The following is a 17,729-nucleotide window of genomic DNA, read 5'->3' as shown; positions in this document are numbered from 1 at the left end:
TCGCCCAATTACCGTAATATTTAACTTGTCGACAGGGAGTTGGCAGGAACAGGAAAAAGCCTAACGGACTAGGTATCTTCAGGATGAAGATTTGATTACTTAGGATGAGTGGTCAGCAAGGAAGTGATAATCTCTGGATGAGATTCGCCAGTCAGGATGACAGGCTAGAATGGACACCGCTAGGATGGCGATGAACAAAAAGGAAATTGGTTAAAGGATTTAGCCACTATCAAGGAAAGATGCAGGGAGCACCTTATCTCGAAGAGATAAACAGTAGCCGGATTGCTGCGATAGAGACTTAACCCCGTCAGGCGAAAGCCTAGCGGGGTTTTCTTTTATCTGGCGTTTGTGATTTTGCCAGCTTCGAGCTGTTATAGTCGGTTAACTGCGCTTGTCTAGTCAGTTCTAAGCGTTATCTGTGTAGTGAATTGAATTGATAAACCATTCTTTTATGCCTTCCGGGGTCTTCACCTCGAACTCATCGTCGACTTCCTTTTTAAGCAGAGCTCTAGCCATAGGTGAGTCGATAGAGATATAGCCTTTAGCATCGCCGTAGATCTCTTCAGGGCCGACAATACGAAACTTCTTAATTTCCCCATCATCATTCTCAATTTCGACCCAAGCGCCGAAAAATACCTTACCTTCTTGTTGTGGCGAGTAATCCACGATCGTGACATCAGGTAAGAACTTACGCAGGAAACGCACTCGGCGATCTATTTGACGAAGTAAACGCTTGTTGAAAGTGTAATCTGCGTTTTCTGAACGATCTCCAAGGCTTGCAGCCCAAGTGACTATTTTGGTTATTTCTGGACGCTTCTCGTGCCATAAGTGGTCATGTTCTGCTTTGAGCTTGTTATAACCTTCGCGGGTGATAAGTTTGGTTTTCATAAATCTGACTTAATGAAATGATGATCTAAGATAGAATATATAGAAAGGCAACATACGTTAACAATTATTTAGGCGACTTTTTCTCCAATAATGTTACATTTTTAATGTCTTATACCAATATACAATTTACCAAGAATGCTTAACCTTAGGTTTAAGCTTTAATAGGTGGAACCATTACATGCAAGAAAACTACAAAATTTTAGTGGTCGATGACGATGCTCGTTTACGTGCACTGCTAGAACGCTATCTGTCAGAGCAAGGCTTTCAAGTGCGTAGCGTGGCAAACAGTGAGCAGATGGACCGCCTGTTAACCCGTGAAAACTTTCACTTGATGGTATTGGATTTAATGTTGCCGGGCGAAGACGGTCTTTCGATCTGTCGTCGTCTAAGAAACGCAAACAACTCGCTACCTATCTTGATGCTGACTGCAAAGGGTGACGAAGTGGATCGCATTGTGGGTTTGGAAGTGGGTGCAGATGATTACCTGCCAAAACCATTTAACCCACGTGAACTGCTTGCTCGTATCAAAGCGGTAATGCGTCGCCAAGTGATAGAAGCACCGGGCGCGCCAAGCACAGAAGAGTCTGTGGTTGAGTTTGGTGAGTTCCGCCTAAACCTAGGTACACGTGAAATGTTCCGCGGTGAAGAGCCAATGCCTCTTACCTCAGGTGAATTTGCGGTTCTGAAGTCACTGGTCACTAACGCTCGTGAGCCAATGTCTCGCGATAAGCTGATGAACATGGCTCGTGGCCGTGAGTATTCAGCAATGGAACGTTCTATCGATGTTCAGATTTCACGTCTGCGTCGCCTAGTGGAAGAAGACCCAAGTAAGCCTCGTTACATTCAAACGGTGTGGGGCTTGGGTTATGTATTCGTTCCAGATGGCAAAGCTGTGTAATCTAGCTTTGCTCGTTCTGTGATTCAGAATTTTTTATTTACGGGTCATCTCATTAATATGCGATGGCCCGTTTTGTATTCAGCACAAGGGGTTAAAGTTATAGTTCCCACTATATCCCTTTATCACCCCCTCATTTTAGGTCTTCTATGCGCATACGTAGCTCCTTTACTCAGTCGATAGTGCTCTTTTTAACCCTGCTGGTTGCTAGCCAAATATTTTCGTATTACGCGGTGTTTAACTACGCTTTGATGCCGAGTTTGCAGCAGTTTAATAAGATATTGGCACATGAGCTAAACCTAGTATTGGACCAAGGCAGCGATATCGAGATTGATGCGCCACTGCGTCAGCGTGTACTTGAGCAGCTCGGGGTTACGGTTCATGCCAAGGACAGTGAAGCGTCGGGCGAGTACTACCATGCGGTCGCGATAGACCTGATGAGTGAGGAGATGACCAAAGAGCTCGGTTCTGAAACCGAAGTGCGATTGGTTTTAGGCAAAGAAAGTTACGTGTTGTGGATGGACATTGCGCAGTTGCCTAACTCCTTGATTCGTATTCCCCTGTCTGAGCTGCAAGAAGAAGACTTTGCGCCTCTATTTCGTAACAGTTTGATCATGGCGTTGTTGATTGTTGCTGGTGGTTGGCTGTTTATCCGCTTGCAAAATCGGCCGTTGATAGCCCTAGAGAAAGCCGCGCAAGGTGTTGGGCGTGGTGATATTCCACCGCCCTTACCAGTACAAGGTGCACAAGAGATTCGCTCGGTAACTCGAGCCTTTAATCAGATGTCGAAAGGCATTCAAGAACTCGAAGAAGACCGCGCTTTGTTGATGGCAGGTATCAGTCATGATTTACGTACTCCGTTAACGCGTATTCGCTTAGCGACCGAGATGATGTCGCCAGAAGACAGTTACTTAGCGGAAGGGATCATCAGTGATACTGAAGAGTGTAATGAGATCATCAGCCAGTTTATGGACTATTTAAAGCCAGTTGATCGAGATTCATTCCAAGCGGTGTTTGTAGACGATATTGCGCGCGAGGTCTCTAGCTCTGAAGGTGGCTATGAGATCCAGATTGAAACTGATATTCCAGAAACCATGAAACCTGCGATAGGTAACCCGATCGCGATGAAGCGTGCGGTGAGTAACTTGGTGGTAAACGCGTTGCGTTACGGTAATGGTTGGGTCAAGGTATCGACCGGCATGACGGCGGATAACAAACTGGCTTGGGTAACGGTCGAAGATAATGGTCCAGGTATTCCACAAGACCAGATCGGAAAGTTGTTTGAACCGTTTACTCGTGGTGATACTGCCCGAGGCAGTGAAGGGACAGGTTTAGGCTTGGCAATTGTGAAACGTATTGTCAGTCAGCATCAAGGTGCGGTGGTGGTGAATAACCGCAGTGAGGGTGGTTTAAAAGCGCAGATCAGTTTCCCTGTGAAGCCGTAAGCTCAGTTTAATGGTTTGGCGAGTCGGTTGGGTTTCGGCTTAGAGATCCCCGATTCGGTCATTCTTCCCTCTAGTGAGGAACGAACGAATAGGGAATCTCGCTCTTGGCTTATAGGTAAAGACCTTCGAGTATTGAGCTACCATTGATGTCAAAAAGGCTTCCTTGAGGGATAATGCCGATCGTTTAAGAAGACTTGAACGATCTTGCAGTTAGCAGATAATCCCCATCAACAACGTTGATGGGGATTTTTTATGCTTGAACAAGAATTAGCAATGGCACACGAGACCATTGAAGATGCCGACAATTATGAATCTGTCGTCGACGCCATTCAGATTGAGTGGATAGAACAAGCTCTTCTTGAAACCAATAAAGCGAGCATAAGACGACGCCGACTTCCCGCTCAGCAAGCTGTCTGGTTAGTTATTTGGATGGGGCTGCAACGCAACATGTCTATCAAAGAGGTATGCAGTTCATTAGACATTGCACTTCAGCCTAAACCTGAAGATAGCTGGTCTCGTGTTGCACCCAGTGTCCTAACTGATTCACGCCGACGTCTAGATGAGAGTCCGTTAGCGGCTCTGTTTCACACAACGGTAAAGGCTTGGAACGGAGATATCCTTCAACAAGACAAAGACTTAGAGCTTAATGTTCTTGCTGTCGATGGAACAACATTTCGGTGTCAGGATTCCCCAGAGAACGCTGAACAATTTGGGTTCATCTCCAAAAAATTGAAACCTTACCCTCAACTTCGTTTAGTCGCTTTGATGTCAACAGAAACTCGAATGATTATGGGGGCGGCTTTTGATGGTTGTCATGTCGGTGAAACGACCTTAGCTAAGCGCCTATTCAATGACATCCCCGCACACTCATTGACCTTATTTGATCGTTGTTATTTCTCGGCAGACCTTTTGCTGTCCTGGCAAGAGAGTGCGGAAAATGCGCACTGGTTAATGCCTGCAAAACGTAAACTACGCTATGAAGTGTTGGAGAAATATGCGGAGAACGACATGCTTATCTCAATGCCTATCTCTCCTCAAGCTCAACGGCAGAATCCGAATTTACCCGCACGTTGGGAAGCCAGATTAGTCCTATATCAAGAGCCAAAAGGTGAGATAAAAGGTTTTATTACTTCACTTACAGACCCTAGTAAATACTCGCTAGAAAGCCTGCTGCGTATTTATTGGCAACGCTGGGAGATAGAAGAAGGTTATGGTGAAATTAAACAGACTCAACTGCAAAGTCACGTCACTTTACGAAGTCGTTTTTCTGCCGGTGTGAAGCAAGAGCTTTGGGGCGTATTACTTGCCTATAACTTAGTGCGATTAGAGATGGTTAAGATAGCTTCAGAAGCCGGGGTTCGAGCGACTAGGGTCAGTTTTACCGCCGCAATTAACCTTATTGATGCGCAATTACGTTGGTTAGCTTTAAGTCCAGACGGAACTCTACCTGTAAAACTGAAAAGGATGAGAGAAAGTTTGAGTCACTTCATTCTTCCAGATAAAAGAAAGGACCGAACGTTTCCACGTTCAGTCCTCTTTGTCCCAGCCAAATATCCGTTCAGATTCAAGCAGTAATGCTTATCCGAACGGCATTATCCTTGAGGGAAGCCTTTCTACGTTCTGGGCAATGGTATCTTGGCTAATTAAGCCTTAGAGTAAACATCGCGTTCACCCAACCAACGATTGATGATCGCCTTGGCATTATCTGGGTAGCTATCGTGAATATGACGCGCGATACGCTGCACTTCAGGAATTAAACGTTGGTCACGAACTAAGTCGGCAATTTTGAAATCAGCCAAGCCTGTTTGTTTAGTGCCAAGTAGTTCGCCGGGACCACGGATCTCTAAGTCACGCTGAGCAATCACAAAGCCATCGTTACTTTCACGCAGCACACCTAAGCGCTTCTGAGCGGTTTTAGACAGTGGCGAGTGATACAGCAGTACACAATGGCTTGCGACTGAACCACGGCCAACACGGCCTCGTAGTTGGTGCAGTTGTGCTAGGCCAAGACGCTCTGGATTCTCGATGATCATTAAGCTCGAATTAGGCACATCCACACCTACTTCAATCACGGTAGTCGCGACCAACAAATGCAGTTTGTTCTCTTTGAATTCCTGCATCACCGCTTGTTTCTCAGCGGGTTTCATTCGGCCATGAACCAAACCAATTTTTACGTCGGGCAGTTTGCGTTGCAGCTCTTCTGCCGTATCCGCTGCAGCTTGAGCTTCCAGTACTTCCGATTCATCAATCAACGTACACACCCAGTAAGCTTGTTTGCCTTCATTGAGACACGCATTTTTCACACGTTCAACAATGTCATCCCGCTTGGTATCAGGAATCGCGACGGTTTGAATTGGGGTTCGCCCCGGTGGTAACTCATCAATAATCGAGGTTTCGAGGTCGGCGTAGGCCGTCATGGCGAGTGTTCGTGGAATAGGGGTTGCGGTCATCACCAGTTGATGTGGGTAATAACCTTGCTTGGCGCCTTTCTCACGCAGCTCTAAACGCTGGTGGACACCAAATCGGTGTTGCTCATCAATGATCACTAAACCAAGGTTTTTAAATTCTACATGTTCTTGGAACAAGGCATGCGTGCCGACGATCATCTGAGCTTCACCGCTGGCAATACGTGCTAGCTCTGTTTCGCGAGCTTTGCCTTTGAGTTTGCCCGCTAGCCAGCCGACTTGAATGCCCATCGCTTCAAACCAATTGGCAAAGTTAATTGCGTGCTGCTCTGCTAATAGTTCCGTTGGGGCCATCAAAGCGACTTGTTGACCATGTTCGAGTGCGCGAACGGCTGCCAGTGCGGCGACTAAGGTTTTACCTGAACCCACATCACCTTGGACTAAACGCATCATAGGGTGCGGCTTTTCAAGGTCAGCTTCGATCTCTTTGGTCACTCGCGCTTGAGCGTTGGTTGGAGAAAACGGTAGTTGAGCGAGTAGCTTATCTTTGAGTGCATTTACTGGAGGAAAAGGCATCGCTTTGTCTTGCTGCCCTTTACTACGAACAGACAGCATCGACAGATTTTGAGCCAGTAGCTCTTCCATAATCAGGCGTAGCTGCGCAGGGTGTTTACCTTCATCAAACAACTCTAGGTCAATGCCTGGAGGTGGTCTGTGAATGGTATGCAGTGCTTGTGCGAGGGTAATTTGGTGATCGTATAAACCTGATGGTAGCAGCTCATTCACCGCGGCTTTGTCGATCAGCTCTAATGCTTGGTCGGTGAGGTTACGCAGCGTGACTTGTCTTAGCCCTTCGGTGGTTGGGTACACCGGAGTTAGGTTAGCTTCAACATCTGGCTGTTGCTTAGGAGCAAAGAATTTGTAGTCTGGATGGACGATCTCAAGCCCCATATTACCGCGCTTGATCTCACCATAAGCATGCACTTGTTTGCCTTCGGCAAAGTTATTCTTCATACCTGCGGTGAAGTTGAAAAAGCGTAGGGTAATGGTGCCGTTACCATCGCTGATCTTTACCGCCAACATCTTACGTTTACCGAAAATGGTATCGACATGCATTACCTTGCCTTGCACTGCAGCCCATAAGCCCGCGTGCAGTTTTACGATTGGGTAGATACGTGTTCTATCTTCGTAGCGCAAAGGCAGGTGAAAAAGCAGATCTTGTACGTTGTTAAGCCCAACCTTTTCCAGTTTCTCTGCGACTTTAGCGCCGACTCCAGATAAAGAGTTGAGAGGGATAGCAGATAAAAGCTGTGACATAACAAGGCTCATAAACGTAAGAGAGATAATCTATTCAAGCATTTTACTGGATTTTTGTACAGGCAGGAATAGCATGAAGCGAGGGGAATTCTAGGATTGCAGACATAAAAAATCCCCTTAAGCGATAAAGCATTCAGGGGATTTAAATTCTTAGCAAAGCTGCTAACAAGTTCGAACGTTAGTTCTTACGACGTCTTACTTTGAGCGCGTGTGGCATCACACGTAGCTTCTTCATAATACTCGCTAAATGAACACGATCTTTAGTGGTCAACAAGATAGTCACTGTGTACAAGCGTCCGTCACGTTCTTCGGTTGAGATACCGTGAATGTTCGAGCCTGTTTTCGAGATAACGTTAGTTAACTCAGCCAGTGCACCTTGATGGTTCTGCAATTCGACCTGAAGTTCAGCTGTGAACTCTTGGTTGTAATCGTCAGACCATTCAACCGCCATGTATTTATCCGGTTCTTTCTGGTAACCACGAACGTTTGGACACGTTTCACGGTGCACCACAAGACCACGACCTGGAGATACATGGGCTATGATGTGATCATCTGGAATCGGGTGACAACAGTTAGCAAACGTCAGTAGCAGGCCTTCAGCACCACGGATAGGCAATTTCTTCCTCGGCGTATCGCTGTTGTTTACTACTTCAGTCAGTTCGTCAGCATCACCTAATAAACGACGAGCAATAACGATACTCATCAGTTCACCAAGACCAATCGATGCTAGCAAGTCTTCAACGTTTTCTAGGCGTAAGTCTGACAGTACATGTTCGATATTCTCTTGACCGACATCGGCAATAGAGTGTTCACCAAGTGCATGGTTCAGTAGGCGACGGCCAAGGGTAATCGACTCTTCACGACGCATCGTTTTCAGAACCTGACGGATCTTAGTACGCGCACGTGAGGTCACCACGTAGTTGAGCCATGCTGCATTCGGACGTGCGCCCGGAGCACTGATGATCTCAATGGTTTGGCCATTCTTCAGCGACTTGCTGAGTGGGTAAGGGTTCATGTCGACACGAGCCCCTACACACATGTTGCCGACGTCGGTATGTACCGCGTAAGCAAAGTCGACCGCTGTTGCACCTGCTGGAAGTTCGACAATGCGACCTTTCGGCGTGAATACGAAGATCTCATCTGGGAACAGATCGGATTTAACGTTTTCAATGAATTCGAATGAGTTACCTGCGCTTTGTTGCAGTTCAAGTAAGCTCTGCATCCAACGTTGTGCTTTAACCTGCGCGGTTGTCCCGTTGCTACTGCGTGAGCCATTGCCTTTGTAAGACCAGTGTGCCGCGACACCTTTATCTGCCATTTGCTCCATATCTTCCGTACGGATCTGGACCTCAACAGGCACCCCGTGAGGGCCGATCATTGACGTGTGCAGAGATTGGTAGCCGTTGGCTTTTGGTACCGCAATATAGTCTTTCATGCGGCCAGGACGAGGCTTGTACAGGCTGTGAGCCTGACCAAGTACGCGATAGCAAGTATCTGGGGTATCAACCACTACGCGGAAAGCGTAGATGTCCATAATGGTGTGGAAGCGCTGCTCTTTGGTTTTCATCTTGTTATAGATGGAGAACAGGTTCTTTTCACGACCAAGTACGCGAGCAGGTAAACCGACTTCTTCAAGGCGGCCTTCGATTTCGCTATGGATACGTTGGATCATCTCCTTACGGTTACCACGCGCAGCTTTCACTACGTTTTTCAGGACGCGATAACGGTTAGGATAAAGGGCTTCGAAGCCCAGCTCTTCTAGTTCTGTCTTGATGTTATGAATACCAAGACGATGAGCTAGCGGAGAATAAATCTCTAGGGTTTCACGAGCAATACGACGCTTTTTATCAGGACGAAGTGCCCCAAGCGTACGCATGTTGTGAGTACGGTCAGCTAATTTGATCAAGATAACGCGGATGTCTTGCACCATAGCGAGAACCATCTTACGGAAGTTCTCTGCTTGCGCTTCTTTGCGATCACGAAATTTAAGCTTATCCAGCTTAGATACACCATCAACCAATTCAGCAACGGTATTGCCGAATTGAGCTTCTAGCTCCTCTTTTGTAACTTCAGTATCTTCAATTACATCGTGGAGTAGGGCTGCTTGCAGAGTTTCGATATCCAGACGCATTTCTGCCAGGATTCTTGAAACCGCTACAGGGTGGATAATGTATGGTTCACCCGTTGAACGGGTTTGCCCTTCATGGGCGTCTCTCGCTACCACATAAGATTGACGCAGAGCCTCAATTTGAGGCTCTGTTAGGTATTCTTGGGCAACGTCTTTGAGGCTATCGAATAGATACAAATTAAAGGCCCGGAAGGTTAATTAGTTCGAATGACGTTGATTCTATCAGCGAATATGAGCTATCGAGTGTGCGCGATGCTGCTTACTGCTGCAAGTTCAGCCGCTTCTTGCTCTTGTTGCTCTTGACGCTCACGAGCATCTAGTACGTCTTTAGTGATAAGACCTTCTTCGATTTCGCGAAGAGCGATAACCGTTGGCTTATCGTTTTCTTCAGGCACTAGTGAATCTTTGCCGCCAGTTTGCATTTGACGTGCGCGGCGAGCCGCAATAAGAACTAGGTCGAAACGGTTGCCAACTTTTTCAACAGCGTCTTGAACAGTTACGCGTGCCATGAGGACTCCAAATAGTAATTAACTAATAAATTTTAGATGACGAGAAAGTATACAAGTTTAACTAGAGACTTTCTAGCTCACCGTATACTTATCTCAATGGAAAATCCAGGGGATCTAGATTATTCCGCTAATAAAGCAGTAAGCATGCCGCTGTATTTAGCTGCTTGCTTATCTTCTTTTAAGCGCTCCGCACGAATGATTGCTCTGAAGTCCATTAAGGCTGCATCAAAGTCATCATTCACGATCACATAATCGTATTCTGCATAGTGAGAAATCTCTGATTTTGCTTCGCTCATGCGTTTCGCAATAACTTCGTCGCTATCTTGACCGCGAACATTTAAACGACGCTCTAGTTCACCATTTGATGGTGGAAGAATGAAGACACTCTTCGCTTGAGGCATTTGTTCACGGATCTGACGAGCACCTTGCCAGTCGATATCTAGGAATACATCGATACCGCGGTCTAGGTTTTCTTCAATCCAAACGCGTGAAGTACCGTAGTAGTTGCCGAATACTTCAGCGTATTCTAGGAACTCACCTTTACCAATAAGGTCTTCAAAATGATGCTTCTCTACGAAGTGGTAGTGAACACCATTTTCTTCACCAGGGCGCATACCGCGAGTGGTGTGTGAAACAGATACCTTCATTGCGTAGGTTGGATTGGTTTCCAGCATTGCTGAGATCAAGCTCGATTTACCTGCGCCACTAGGTGCAGATACGATGTAAAGAGTACCTATGCCCATCTGTATATTTCCACTGTTGGTTGGATTGAGTGAGGGCGATAACCGACACTATAAAAGATAGCACTGACCTTAATTTTTGTACCGATGGTTACGTCTATAAAGGAATAACGAGTAAAACTAATAGCTGTAACTGGTGAAAATTAGGTCAGAAAAATGGAGGCGAAGAGTAGCATATTTAGATGATTGAGAACAACTGACTTGATCGTTATTTATTCTCAAATGATCCTTTGTCTGATCTTCATATAAATGTAATGACCTATCATGTTCAGTTTTTTATGTGATCTGAACAAAAATTGTTGAAGTTTTAATCTCAATCCTTACAATCCGCGCAAACGATTAAATGCTGTATATATCTAGTGATATGGACTAGATGTTTCTACTACCGAGCCTACCTTGGTGACTACAGTTTTTAGTGTAGAGACCCCTCTATTCTCACAGCATTTGAATCTCAAATTTCTTAATTTATTACATAGGTTTTGTTGTGAATACCGACTCCACCCTGAAAGCCCAGAAAACGTCTGGCTCGCTTGACACCATGTTCAAACTCTCAGAGAGAAAGACCACGATCAGCACTGAGCTATACGCAGGTTTTATTACCTTCTTAGCGATGAGTTATATCTTGGCGGTTAACCCAGCAATTCTGGGTGGCATCCCGGGAATGGACAAAGGGGCAGTATTTACGGCAACAGCTCTTTCTGCGGCTATTGCAACGCTTATCATGGGCATTTGGGGTAACTACCCAGTGATGCTGGCGCCGGGCATGAGCATGAACGGCTTCTTCAAAGGCTTACTGTTAAGTGGTTCTGTGGCAGTACTTTGGAATGAAGCGCTATTCGGCATCTTCCTATCGGGTATCCTTTATCTCGCTTTCTCATTGACCAATATTCGTAAGTCGATGATTGAATCTATTCCTGAAGATTTAAAGCTGGCGATTACCGTGTCTCTCGGTTTGTTCATTGCTTTCTTAGGCCTAAAGAATGCAGGCATCATCGTTTCTAACCCGTTCGTATTGGTTGGCTTAGGTGACATCTCCGATCCACAAGTGGTTATCGCTTATGTGAGTATCTTCATCGCTCTGGGCTGTATGGTTCGTGACATTAAACTAGCAACGTTTATCTCGTTTGTTTCGGCGATTGCATTGACGATTCTAGCTGATGTGTTCTTAGGGACATCAAACGCGCCAATCCCAGATCAATTCGTTTCAATGCCACCAAGTATGGCGGGCAGCTTCGGTGCGATCTTTGATTTCTCAGCTTTCACCCCTGAGAAAATGTTCGACCTACTGTTCATCGTCCTTATCTTCCTGATTGTCGATTTCTTTGATGGCTTAAGTACGATTGTTGGTGTTGGTCGTGATGCGGGTATCATCGACAAAGACGGCAAGGTACCAAACGCGAAATCAGCTTTGGTTGCTGATGCGGGCGGTACGGTGATTGGTTCGATTCTAGGTACTACATCGATTACCGCTTTTTCTGAATCAGGTATTGCTTCTTCTCAAGGAGCGAAAACAGGTTTAGCGGCAGTCATGGTGGCTGGCCTATTCCTAGTGTCTCTATTCCTATACCCAATCTTCTCTATCTTCTCAGCGGCAATGGTCGCGCCTGCGATGGTTGTGGTAGGCATCTACATGGTGGGTCGTCTTGGTCAGATTAACTGGGAAAAGAAAGAGTCACGCATTGCGGCTTTCTTCACCATCATGTTCACCGTTTTAAGCTTCTCACCTGCAAACGGCATGGCGATGGGCTTCATCAGCTACGCATTTACTATGGTTGTGGCAGGTAAGCGCAAAGAAGTTCACCCTCTTATCTACGGCCTGTGTGTGGTGTTCTTAACTTATCTGATTCTGCTATAAGCTTGATAGCGAAGTAACGTTTGTTAATTAGCAGTCGTTAATTAAAAGATAAATAGATGGCTCTGCAGTGAATGTGGGGCCATTTTTGTATCTGTTGCTTGTTTAGCTCACGTTTAATTGATGGTGTTATCCTAAACTTGACAGTACGCGACTTATATTGATGCATGCTATTGTAGAGACTGGATTAATTATTTGTTGAAGAGTGACTATGCCTTCTAACTTACCTAAATCTTTTAGTAAGCCGTTTTTGAAAGTATTCCACATTATGGAAGCGGTATTGCTGGTGGCGATCACGCTCGCGACCTTGTTTGCGATGGTCGAAGAGTTCATGCATGTCTTCGCTGAACGCCGAGTACAACTAACCGATATTCTACTGATGTTTATCTATTTAGAAGTGTTGGCGATGGTTCAGCAGTTTGTGATGAACGGTAAGATCCCAGTGCGATACCCGATCTACATCGCGATGATGGCGATTGCTCGTTACATCACTTTGGGCATGAAAGAACTCGATGCGGTATTGATCGTTTGGTTATCTTTAGCGGCATTTATTTTAGCGGCTGCAACACTTTTGATTCGAGTAGGGCATCACTACTGGCCATATGTGGATCTTCGAACCAAGCAGCCGGATGAGTAATTTTTTAAGATCAGAGCGTTGTAAATGAAGTTCAGCGATGTTGTAGAGCTGAATAGAAGTTGATTGAACAAAAAATAGTCATTTTTTTCAAATAACGCTTTACAACCTGGTCAGGATCACCAAGAATGTGCTTGCTCTGTTTTCAGGGTTATTAAATGAAACATCCAGTTGTAAAGTAAAACCCTTAGTATTGCTTCATTGTTATTCTCAGTGTTTCCCTTGGCTTCATAGATACATTAAATAATTCAAGCTTTCAGCGCATCGCACTTTTGGCGATTAATTTTTTATTTTTATATAAGGGACACATCATGTCTAACAAAACAAACGGCGTAGTAAAATGGTTTAACGAAGAGAAAGGCTTCGGTTTCCTAACTCAAGACAACGGCGGCGCTGACGTATTCGTACACTTCCGTGCAATCGCTTCTGAAGGTTTCAAGACTCTTAAAGAAGGCCAACAAGTGTCTTTCGAAGTAGAGCAAGGCCAAAAAGGTCTTCAAGCTGCAAACGTTGTAGCTCTATAAGATTTTAAGTCGGCGCAGGTTGCAATAGCAACTTGCGTCACTTTCTCTCTCAAACCAGTTTTCCCCTCAGTTTTACCGTAACACTCTTCTCCACTTGCAATACCTCCTCAAAATATTAAAAATCTTTTTGTACATCTGCTCCGTTCTATCTATCGCTGTATCTATCTTTTGTGCTAAGTACATCTCCTGCGTAATAATCTGCTCACTTAGTCATCCTGATTGTCATTACTGTACCCATAAAAAAAGGTTCATCGCGGATTAGCGGGAATTGAAAACAAAAACGGTAGTAAGTGATATGGTTTAGTCGCCAAACAAAAATCATACACAAACTACCGTTTCCATGCAGAATCATACTTTCCTATCTTCATTCTGGGAAGGCTTTCAAATAGTAAAGTCTCACCAGACAGCAACACTTATTACCCTTACTCTTAAACCTAACTCTGAGGCTAAGTGCCTTTGTGGTCTTGAAGCCGAAGCTATCCACGAGTATCAATGGCGTCATGTGAAAGAGGCCATGTTGCTCGGGGTTCCTGTTGAACTTTCTGTTCAAACACGAAGAATTAAGTGTCGTGACTGCGGCATAAAAACAGAGTCTCTACCTTGGTTGGAGCCTTATGCTCGTATAACGAAGCGCCTAAAAAGCTATATAGAGCAGCTACTACCTCTTCTTCCCATTAAGCATATCTCCCAGTTAACGAACGTTCATTGGCATACCATTAAAGAGATAGATAAACGCCGACTTAGAGAAGTGGTACCGCCAGTGAAATGGGAGGGACTAAGGCAACTCGTCATGGACGAGTTCGCCATCTTTAAAGGACATCGATATGCCACAGTCATCGCTGACGCTAAGACTCACCAAGTCATTTGGGTAGGGTTAGGCCGTAGCCGCAAGGACATACGACCGTTCTTCGAGCAGTTAGGCAAGCATGGCAACAATATCGAGGCGGTCGCGATGGACATGAATACGGCTTTTGACCTTGAAGTTCAAGCGCACTGTCCGAATGCAAAAATCGTTTACGATTTGTTCCATGTTGTCGCTAAGTTCGGTCGAGAGGTGATGGATAGAGTCAGAGTCGACCAAGCCAACAAACTCAAGCAAGATAAAAAAGCGAGGCAATGGGTCAAGCGCTCACGCTGGGTACTGTTGAAAAACAGAGGTAACTTAAATGCACGACAAGATAGCTATCTGACTGAAATATTGAATATCAATAAGGACTTGATGACCACTTATATACTCGGAGCCCAACTCAAAGAGCTTTGGTATTGTGAGTCAGAAAGGCACGCTAAGGGGCTCTGGGATGCGTGGTATGAACAGGTACAAGAGAGTGGAATTAAGCCATTGAAAGAGTTCGCACGAAAACTGAGCTCCTATCTTCACGGTATTATCGCATCGGCAAGTTATCCATTAAACACCTGCACACTTGAAGGGATAAACAACAAGATAAAGTTAATCAAGCGAATGGGGTATGGATATCGAGATACAGACTACTTCTTCTTAAAGATAAAAGCGGCTTTCCCCGGAAAGCCGCGATGAACCAAAAAAAAGCCCCTAAAACTAGGAGCTTATCTTGTTCTAATTAACACAGTTAGTTAATCAACACTGATTCAGCTAATGGCTATCCACAGTGTGTTACTGACAAACTGTTATTCAATGTTCTGGATCTGCTCACGCATCTGTTCGATAAGAACCTTAAGCTCTACGCCCGATGCTGTGATGTCTGTACTGATAGACTTAGATGCTAGCGTGTTTGACTCACGGTTGAACTCTTGCATCATGAAGTCAAGCTTACGGCCACAAGCGCCACCTTTCTTCAGTACTACATTTGCTTCTTTCACGTGAGAGTCTAGACGGTCTAGCTCTTCTGCTACGTCTGACTTTTGAGCCAGTAGGATCAGCTCTTGCTCAACACGAGAACCTTCAAGCTCAATTTTCGCATCTTCAAATTTGGTAAGAAGACGCTCACGTTGCCATTCTAGGATCTCAGGCATGCGTGCACGAACTTTAACGACTTCTTCAGTGATAGCATCTAAGCGCTGAACGATGAGCGCTTTCATGTTCTCGCCTTCACGAGCGCGAGCATCAATGAATTCTGCGATGGCATCGTTGAATGCTTCAAGTAGGTCTTTGTTGATGGCATCCATATCTTGCTCTGGCGTTTCCATCACGCCAGGCCAGTTCATGATTTGGAATGGGTTCAAACGGCTGTCTTCACCTGTCATGGTCATTACTTGGTTAGCAGCATTGATTACTTGCTGAGCTAAACCTTCGTTAATGCTTAGCTCACCTTTCGCTGCTGGGTTTGCTTCAAAACGTAGGTTACATTCAACCTTACCGCGAGCTAGACGCTTACGGAAACGCTCACGTAGGATCGGCTCTAAACCACGGAACTGTTCAGGCATACGGAAGTAAGTTTCAAGGTAGCGTTGGTTTACACTACGGATTTCCCATACTGCTGTGCCCCAATCGCCTTTTACTTCTTTGCGCGCGTACGCGGTCATACTATAAATCATCGAATTTTCCTGTCTTTTATCATTCTGAAAATAACGCGCACGCATAGTATCACGATATGGGGTGCTCCCGAAGCTTGTCGCTTTTCCGCGATAAATAGCCTTTCACGGTAAGTACCTTTGAGTCGTAAATCTCTTTAAGTCGTAAGTCGCTTTGAATGGTAAATAGATTTGAAAGATAAACTGCTATATAATCTTGCCCCAATCAAAACTGTCTCACCCCTTTCTTAGGTGATGCACTCTTTCGATAGTAAATCACTTCAGACTGTTAATAAGGTAGATACCAATGCGTCCAAATGACCGCGCTGTAGATCAAATTCGTCCAATTAAAATTACTCGTAACTACACAGCTTATGCTGAAGGTTCTGTATTAGTTGAGTTCGGCAACACTAAAGTTCTATGTAATGCGACGGTAGAAGAAAACGTACCGCGTTGGTTAAAAGGCCAAGGAAAGGGTTGGGTAACCGCTGAATACGGTATGCTGCCACGTGCAACGCACACTCGTAACCGTCGTGAAGCGGCGAGCGGTAAGCAAGGTGGTCGTACGATGGAAATCCAACGTCTGATCGCTCGTAGCCTACGTGCTGTTGTTGACCTGAAAGTAATGGGTGAAATCATGATCACTGTCGATTGTGATGTTATCCAAGCAGACGGCGGTACTCGTACTGCTTCTATCTCAGGTGCAAGCGTAGCAATGGCAGACGCTATCAACAGCCTACTAGCAAGCGGTAAACTGAAAAAGAACCCAATGAAAGGCCACGTAGCGGCAGTTTCAGTGGGCATCGTTGGTGCACAAGCACTGTGTGACCTTGAGTACGTTGAAGACTCAGCAGCCGATACCGACATGAACGTTGTAATGACGGAAGACGGTAAGATGATTGAGATTCAAGGCACCGCAGAAGGCGAACCGTTCAGCCACGAAGAGCTGATGCAGCTTTTAGCCCTGGCGAATAAGGGCATTACCGATATCGTCGAAGCGCAGAAAGCTGCGTTGGCCGAATAGTTTTTAGATAGCTCCCAAATGGGGGCTATTTTTTTATTTTCGTCATAGATAACTCTACACCTGTGTTAGCTACAATTTTTCACCCTAATCACATAGGTTCCCTATGCTCATAGGGCTGAAAAACTTTGCTGCCTTGTTGTAGAGCTATCTATTTAGAAAATACATCATCGTTAGCTTCCGAAGTGATCGGAAGTTAGGAATTGGAAAGTAAATTAATTTAGAGGATGAGCATGAAAGCATATCAACGTGAATTTATTGAATTTGCACTAGAGAAAGAAGTACTTAAGTTTGGTGAGTTTACTTTAAAGTCTGGCCGTAAGAGCCCTTACTTCTTCAATGCTGGATTGTTTAATACAGGTCGCGACCTAGCGCGTTTAGGTCGCTTCTACGCAGCAGCATTGGCTGATTCAGGTATTGAGTTCGATGTACTATTTGGCCCTGCATACAAAGGTATCCCAATCGCAACAACAACAGCGGTTGCACTTGCTGATCACCACGATGTGGACACGCCTTACTGCTTCAACCGTAAAGAAGCAAAGAACCACGGTGAAGGTGGCAACCTAGTCGGTAGCGAACTTGAAGGTCGCATCATGCTAGTGGATGACGTGATCACTGCTGGTACTGCGATCCGTGAGTCGATGGAAATCATCCAAGCAAACGGTGCTGACTTAGCGGGTGTTCTAGTTGCGATTGACCGTCAAGAGAAGGGCAAAGGTGAGTTGTCTGCGATTCAAGAAGTAGAGCGTGACTTCGGTTGTGCAATTATCTCAATCGTTAGCCTGACTGATCTGGTGACTTTCCTTGAAGAGAAAGGCACCGACGCAGCACATCTTGAATCTGTAAAAGCGTACCGCGCTCAATACGGAATCTAATTCGTAAAC

Annotated in this window: 15 protein-coding genes and 1 riboswitch; of the genes, 9 read left to right on the top strand and 6 right to left on the bottom strand. The window is 45.3% G+C overall.

The features are described 5' to 3' along the window. Window positions 1–405 precede the first annotated feature (405 nt). A complete protein-coding gene (greB, locus tag OCV44_RS13620; protein WP_010433615.1) occupies window positions 406–888 on the bottom strand; it encodes a transcription elongation factor GreB in 483 nt (160 codons plus the stop codon). 178 nt (window positions 889–1,066) lie between these two features. On the opposite strand from greB, the gene ompR reads away from it, so the two are divergent. The 3 genes from ompR (at window position 1,067) to OCV44_RS13605 (ending at window position 4,803) form a co-directional block, all read left to right on the top strand. Continuing rightward, the gene (ompR, locus tag OCV44_RS13615; protein ID WP_009848007.1) at window positions 1,067–1,786 is read left to right on the top strand and encodes an osmolarity response regulator transcription factor OmpR; all 720 of its coding nucleotides are present in this window, start codon (window positions 1,067–1,069) and stop codon (window positions 1,784–1,786) included. 146 nt (window positions 1,787–1,932) lie between these two features. Further along, the gene (gene envZ, locus OCV44_RS13610) at window positions 1,933–3,228 is read left to right on the top strand and encodes a two-component system sensor histidine kinase EnvZ (RefSeq protein WP_139684782.1); all 1,296 of its coding nucleotides are present in this window, start codon (window positions 1,933–1,935) and stop codon (window positions 3,226–3,228) included. A gap of 252 nt (window positions 3,229–3,480) precedes the next feature. Further along, a complete protein-coding gene (locus tag OCV44_RS13605; RefSeq protein WP_261900919.1) occupies window positions 3,481–4,803 on the top strand; it encodes an IS4-like element ISVbsp1 family transposase in 1,323 nt (440 codons plus the stop codon). A 68-nt stretch (window positions 4,804–4,871) separates the two neighbouring features. On the opposite strand, the gene recG is transcribed toward OCV44_RS13605, so the two are convergent. From recG to gmk, 4 genes are all read right to left on the bottom strand, one after another. Then, window positions 4,872–6,950 (bottom strand): ATP-dependent DNA helicase RecG, encoded by a 2,079-nt coding sequence (recG, locus tag OCV44_RS13600; protein WP_139686183.1) that lies wholly within the window; start codon window positions 6,948–6,950, stop codon window positions 4,872–4,874. Between the two features lie 178 nt (window positions 6,951–7,128). Further along, window positions 7,129–9,255, bottom strand: coding sequence for a bifunctional GTP diphosphokinase/guanosine-3',5'-bis pyrophosphate 3'-pyrophosphohydrolase (gene spoT / locus OCV44_RS13595; RefSeq protein WP_086050254.1), 2,127 nt, complete (start codon window positions 9,253–9,255; stop codon window positions 7,129–7,131). A gap of 59 nt (window positions 9,256–9,314) precedes the next feature. Beyond that, window positions 9,315–9,587, bottom strand: a complete 273-nt coding sequence (rpoZ, locus tag OCV44_RS13590; RefSeq protein ID WP_009848003.1) for a DNA-directed RNA polymerase subunit omega — start codon at window positions 9,585–9,587, stop codon at window positions 9,315–9,317. 119 nt (window positions 9,588–9,706) lie between these two features. Beyond that, window positions 9,707–10,330 (bottom strand): guanylate kinase, encoded by a 624-nt coding sequence (gene gmk / locus OCV44_RS13585; protein ID WP_139686184.1) that lies wholly within the window; start codon window positions 10,328–10,330, stop codon window positions 9,707–9,709. Window positions 10,331–10,653: 323 nt separating this feature from the next. Beyond that, window positions 10,654–10,753, top strand: a riboswitch (purine riboswitch). Between the two features lie 58 nt (window positions 10,754–10,811). Here gmk and OCV44_RS13580 point away from each other — a divergent pair. From OCV44_RS13580 to OCV44_RS13565, 4 genes are all read left to right on the top strand, one after another. Next, complete coding sequence (locus OCV44_RS13580; RefSeq protein WP_065207346.1) at window positions 10,812–12,182, top strand: NCS2 family permease; 1,371 nt, start codon at window positions 10,812–10,814, stop codon at window positions 12,180–12,182. Window positions 12,183–12,390: 208 nt separating this feature from the next. Continuing rightward, a complete protein-coding gene (locus OCV44_RS13575; RefSeq protein WP_017079068.1) occupies window positions 12,391–12,816 on the top strand; it encodes a phosphate-starvation-inducible protein PsiE in 426 nt (141 codons plus the stop codon). Between the two features lie 308 nt (window positions 12,817–13,124). Next, window positions 13,125–13,337, top strand: coding sequence for a transcription antiterminator/RNA stability regulator CspE (gene cspE / locus OCV44_RS13570; protein WP_004735656.1), 213 nt, complete (start codon window positions 13,125–13,127; stop codon window positions 13,335–13,337). 340 nt (window positions 13,338–13,677) lie between these two features. Then, complete coding sequence (locus OCV44_RS13565; protein ID WP_139686334.1) at window positions 13,678–14,871, top strand: ISL3 family transposase; 1,194 nt, start codon at window positions 13,678–13,680, stop codon at window positions 14,869–14,871. A 110-nt stretch (window positions 14,872–14,981) separates the two neighbouring features. Here the strand turns inward: OCV44_RS13565 and OCV44_RS13560 are convergent, their stop codons facing one another. Beyond that, a complete protein-coding gene (locus OCV44_RS13560) occupies window positions 14,982–15,848 on the bottom strand; it encodes a YicC/YloC family endoribonuclease (protein ID WP_009847984.1) in 867 nt (288 codons plus the stop codon). 283 nt (window positions 15,849–16,131) lie between these two features. Here OCV44_RS13560 and rph point away from each other — a divergent pair, with 283 nt between their 5' ends. Together rph and pyrE are read left to right on the top strand one after the other, a co-directional pair. Continuing rightward, on the top strand, window positions 16,132–16,848 hold the full coding sequence (gene rph, locus OCV44_RS13555; RefSeq protein WP_139685888.1) for a ribonuclease PH: 717 nt from the start codon (window positions 16,132–16,134) through the stop codon (window positions 16,846–16,848). Window positions 16,849–17,078: 230 nt separating this feature from the next. Continuing rightward, window positions 17,079–17,720 carry an orotate phosphoribosyltransferase gene (pyrE, locus tag OCV44_RS13550; protein WP_004735727.1) on the top strand — a complete coding sequence of 214 codons (642 nt, stop codon included), beginning with the start codon at window positions 17,079–17,081 and terminating at the stop codon, window positions 17,718–17,720. Window positions 17,721–17,729 lie beyond the last annotated feature (9 nt).

Source organism: Vibrio tasmaniensis, assembly GCF_024347635.1.
Taxonomy (GTDB): Bacteria; Pseudomonadota; Gammaproteobacteria; order Enterobacterales; family Vibrionaceae; genus Vibrio; species Vibrio tasmaniensis.
Note: the sequence above shows the minus strand (reverse complement) of the source record. Positions and strands in the feature narration are given on the sequence as shown.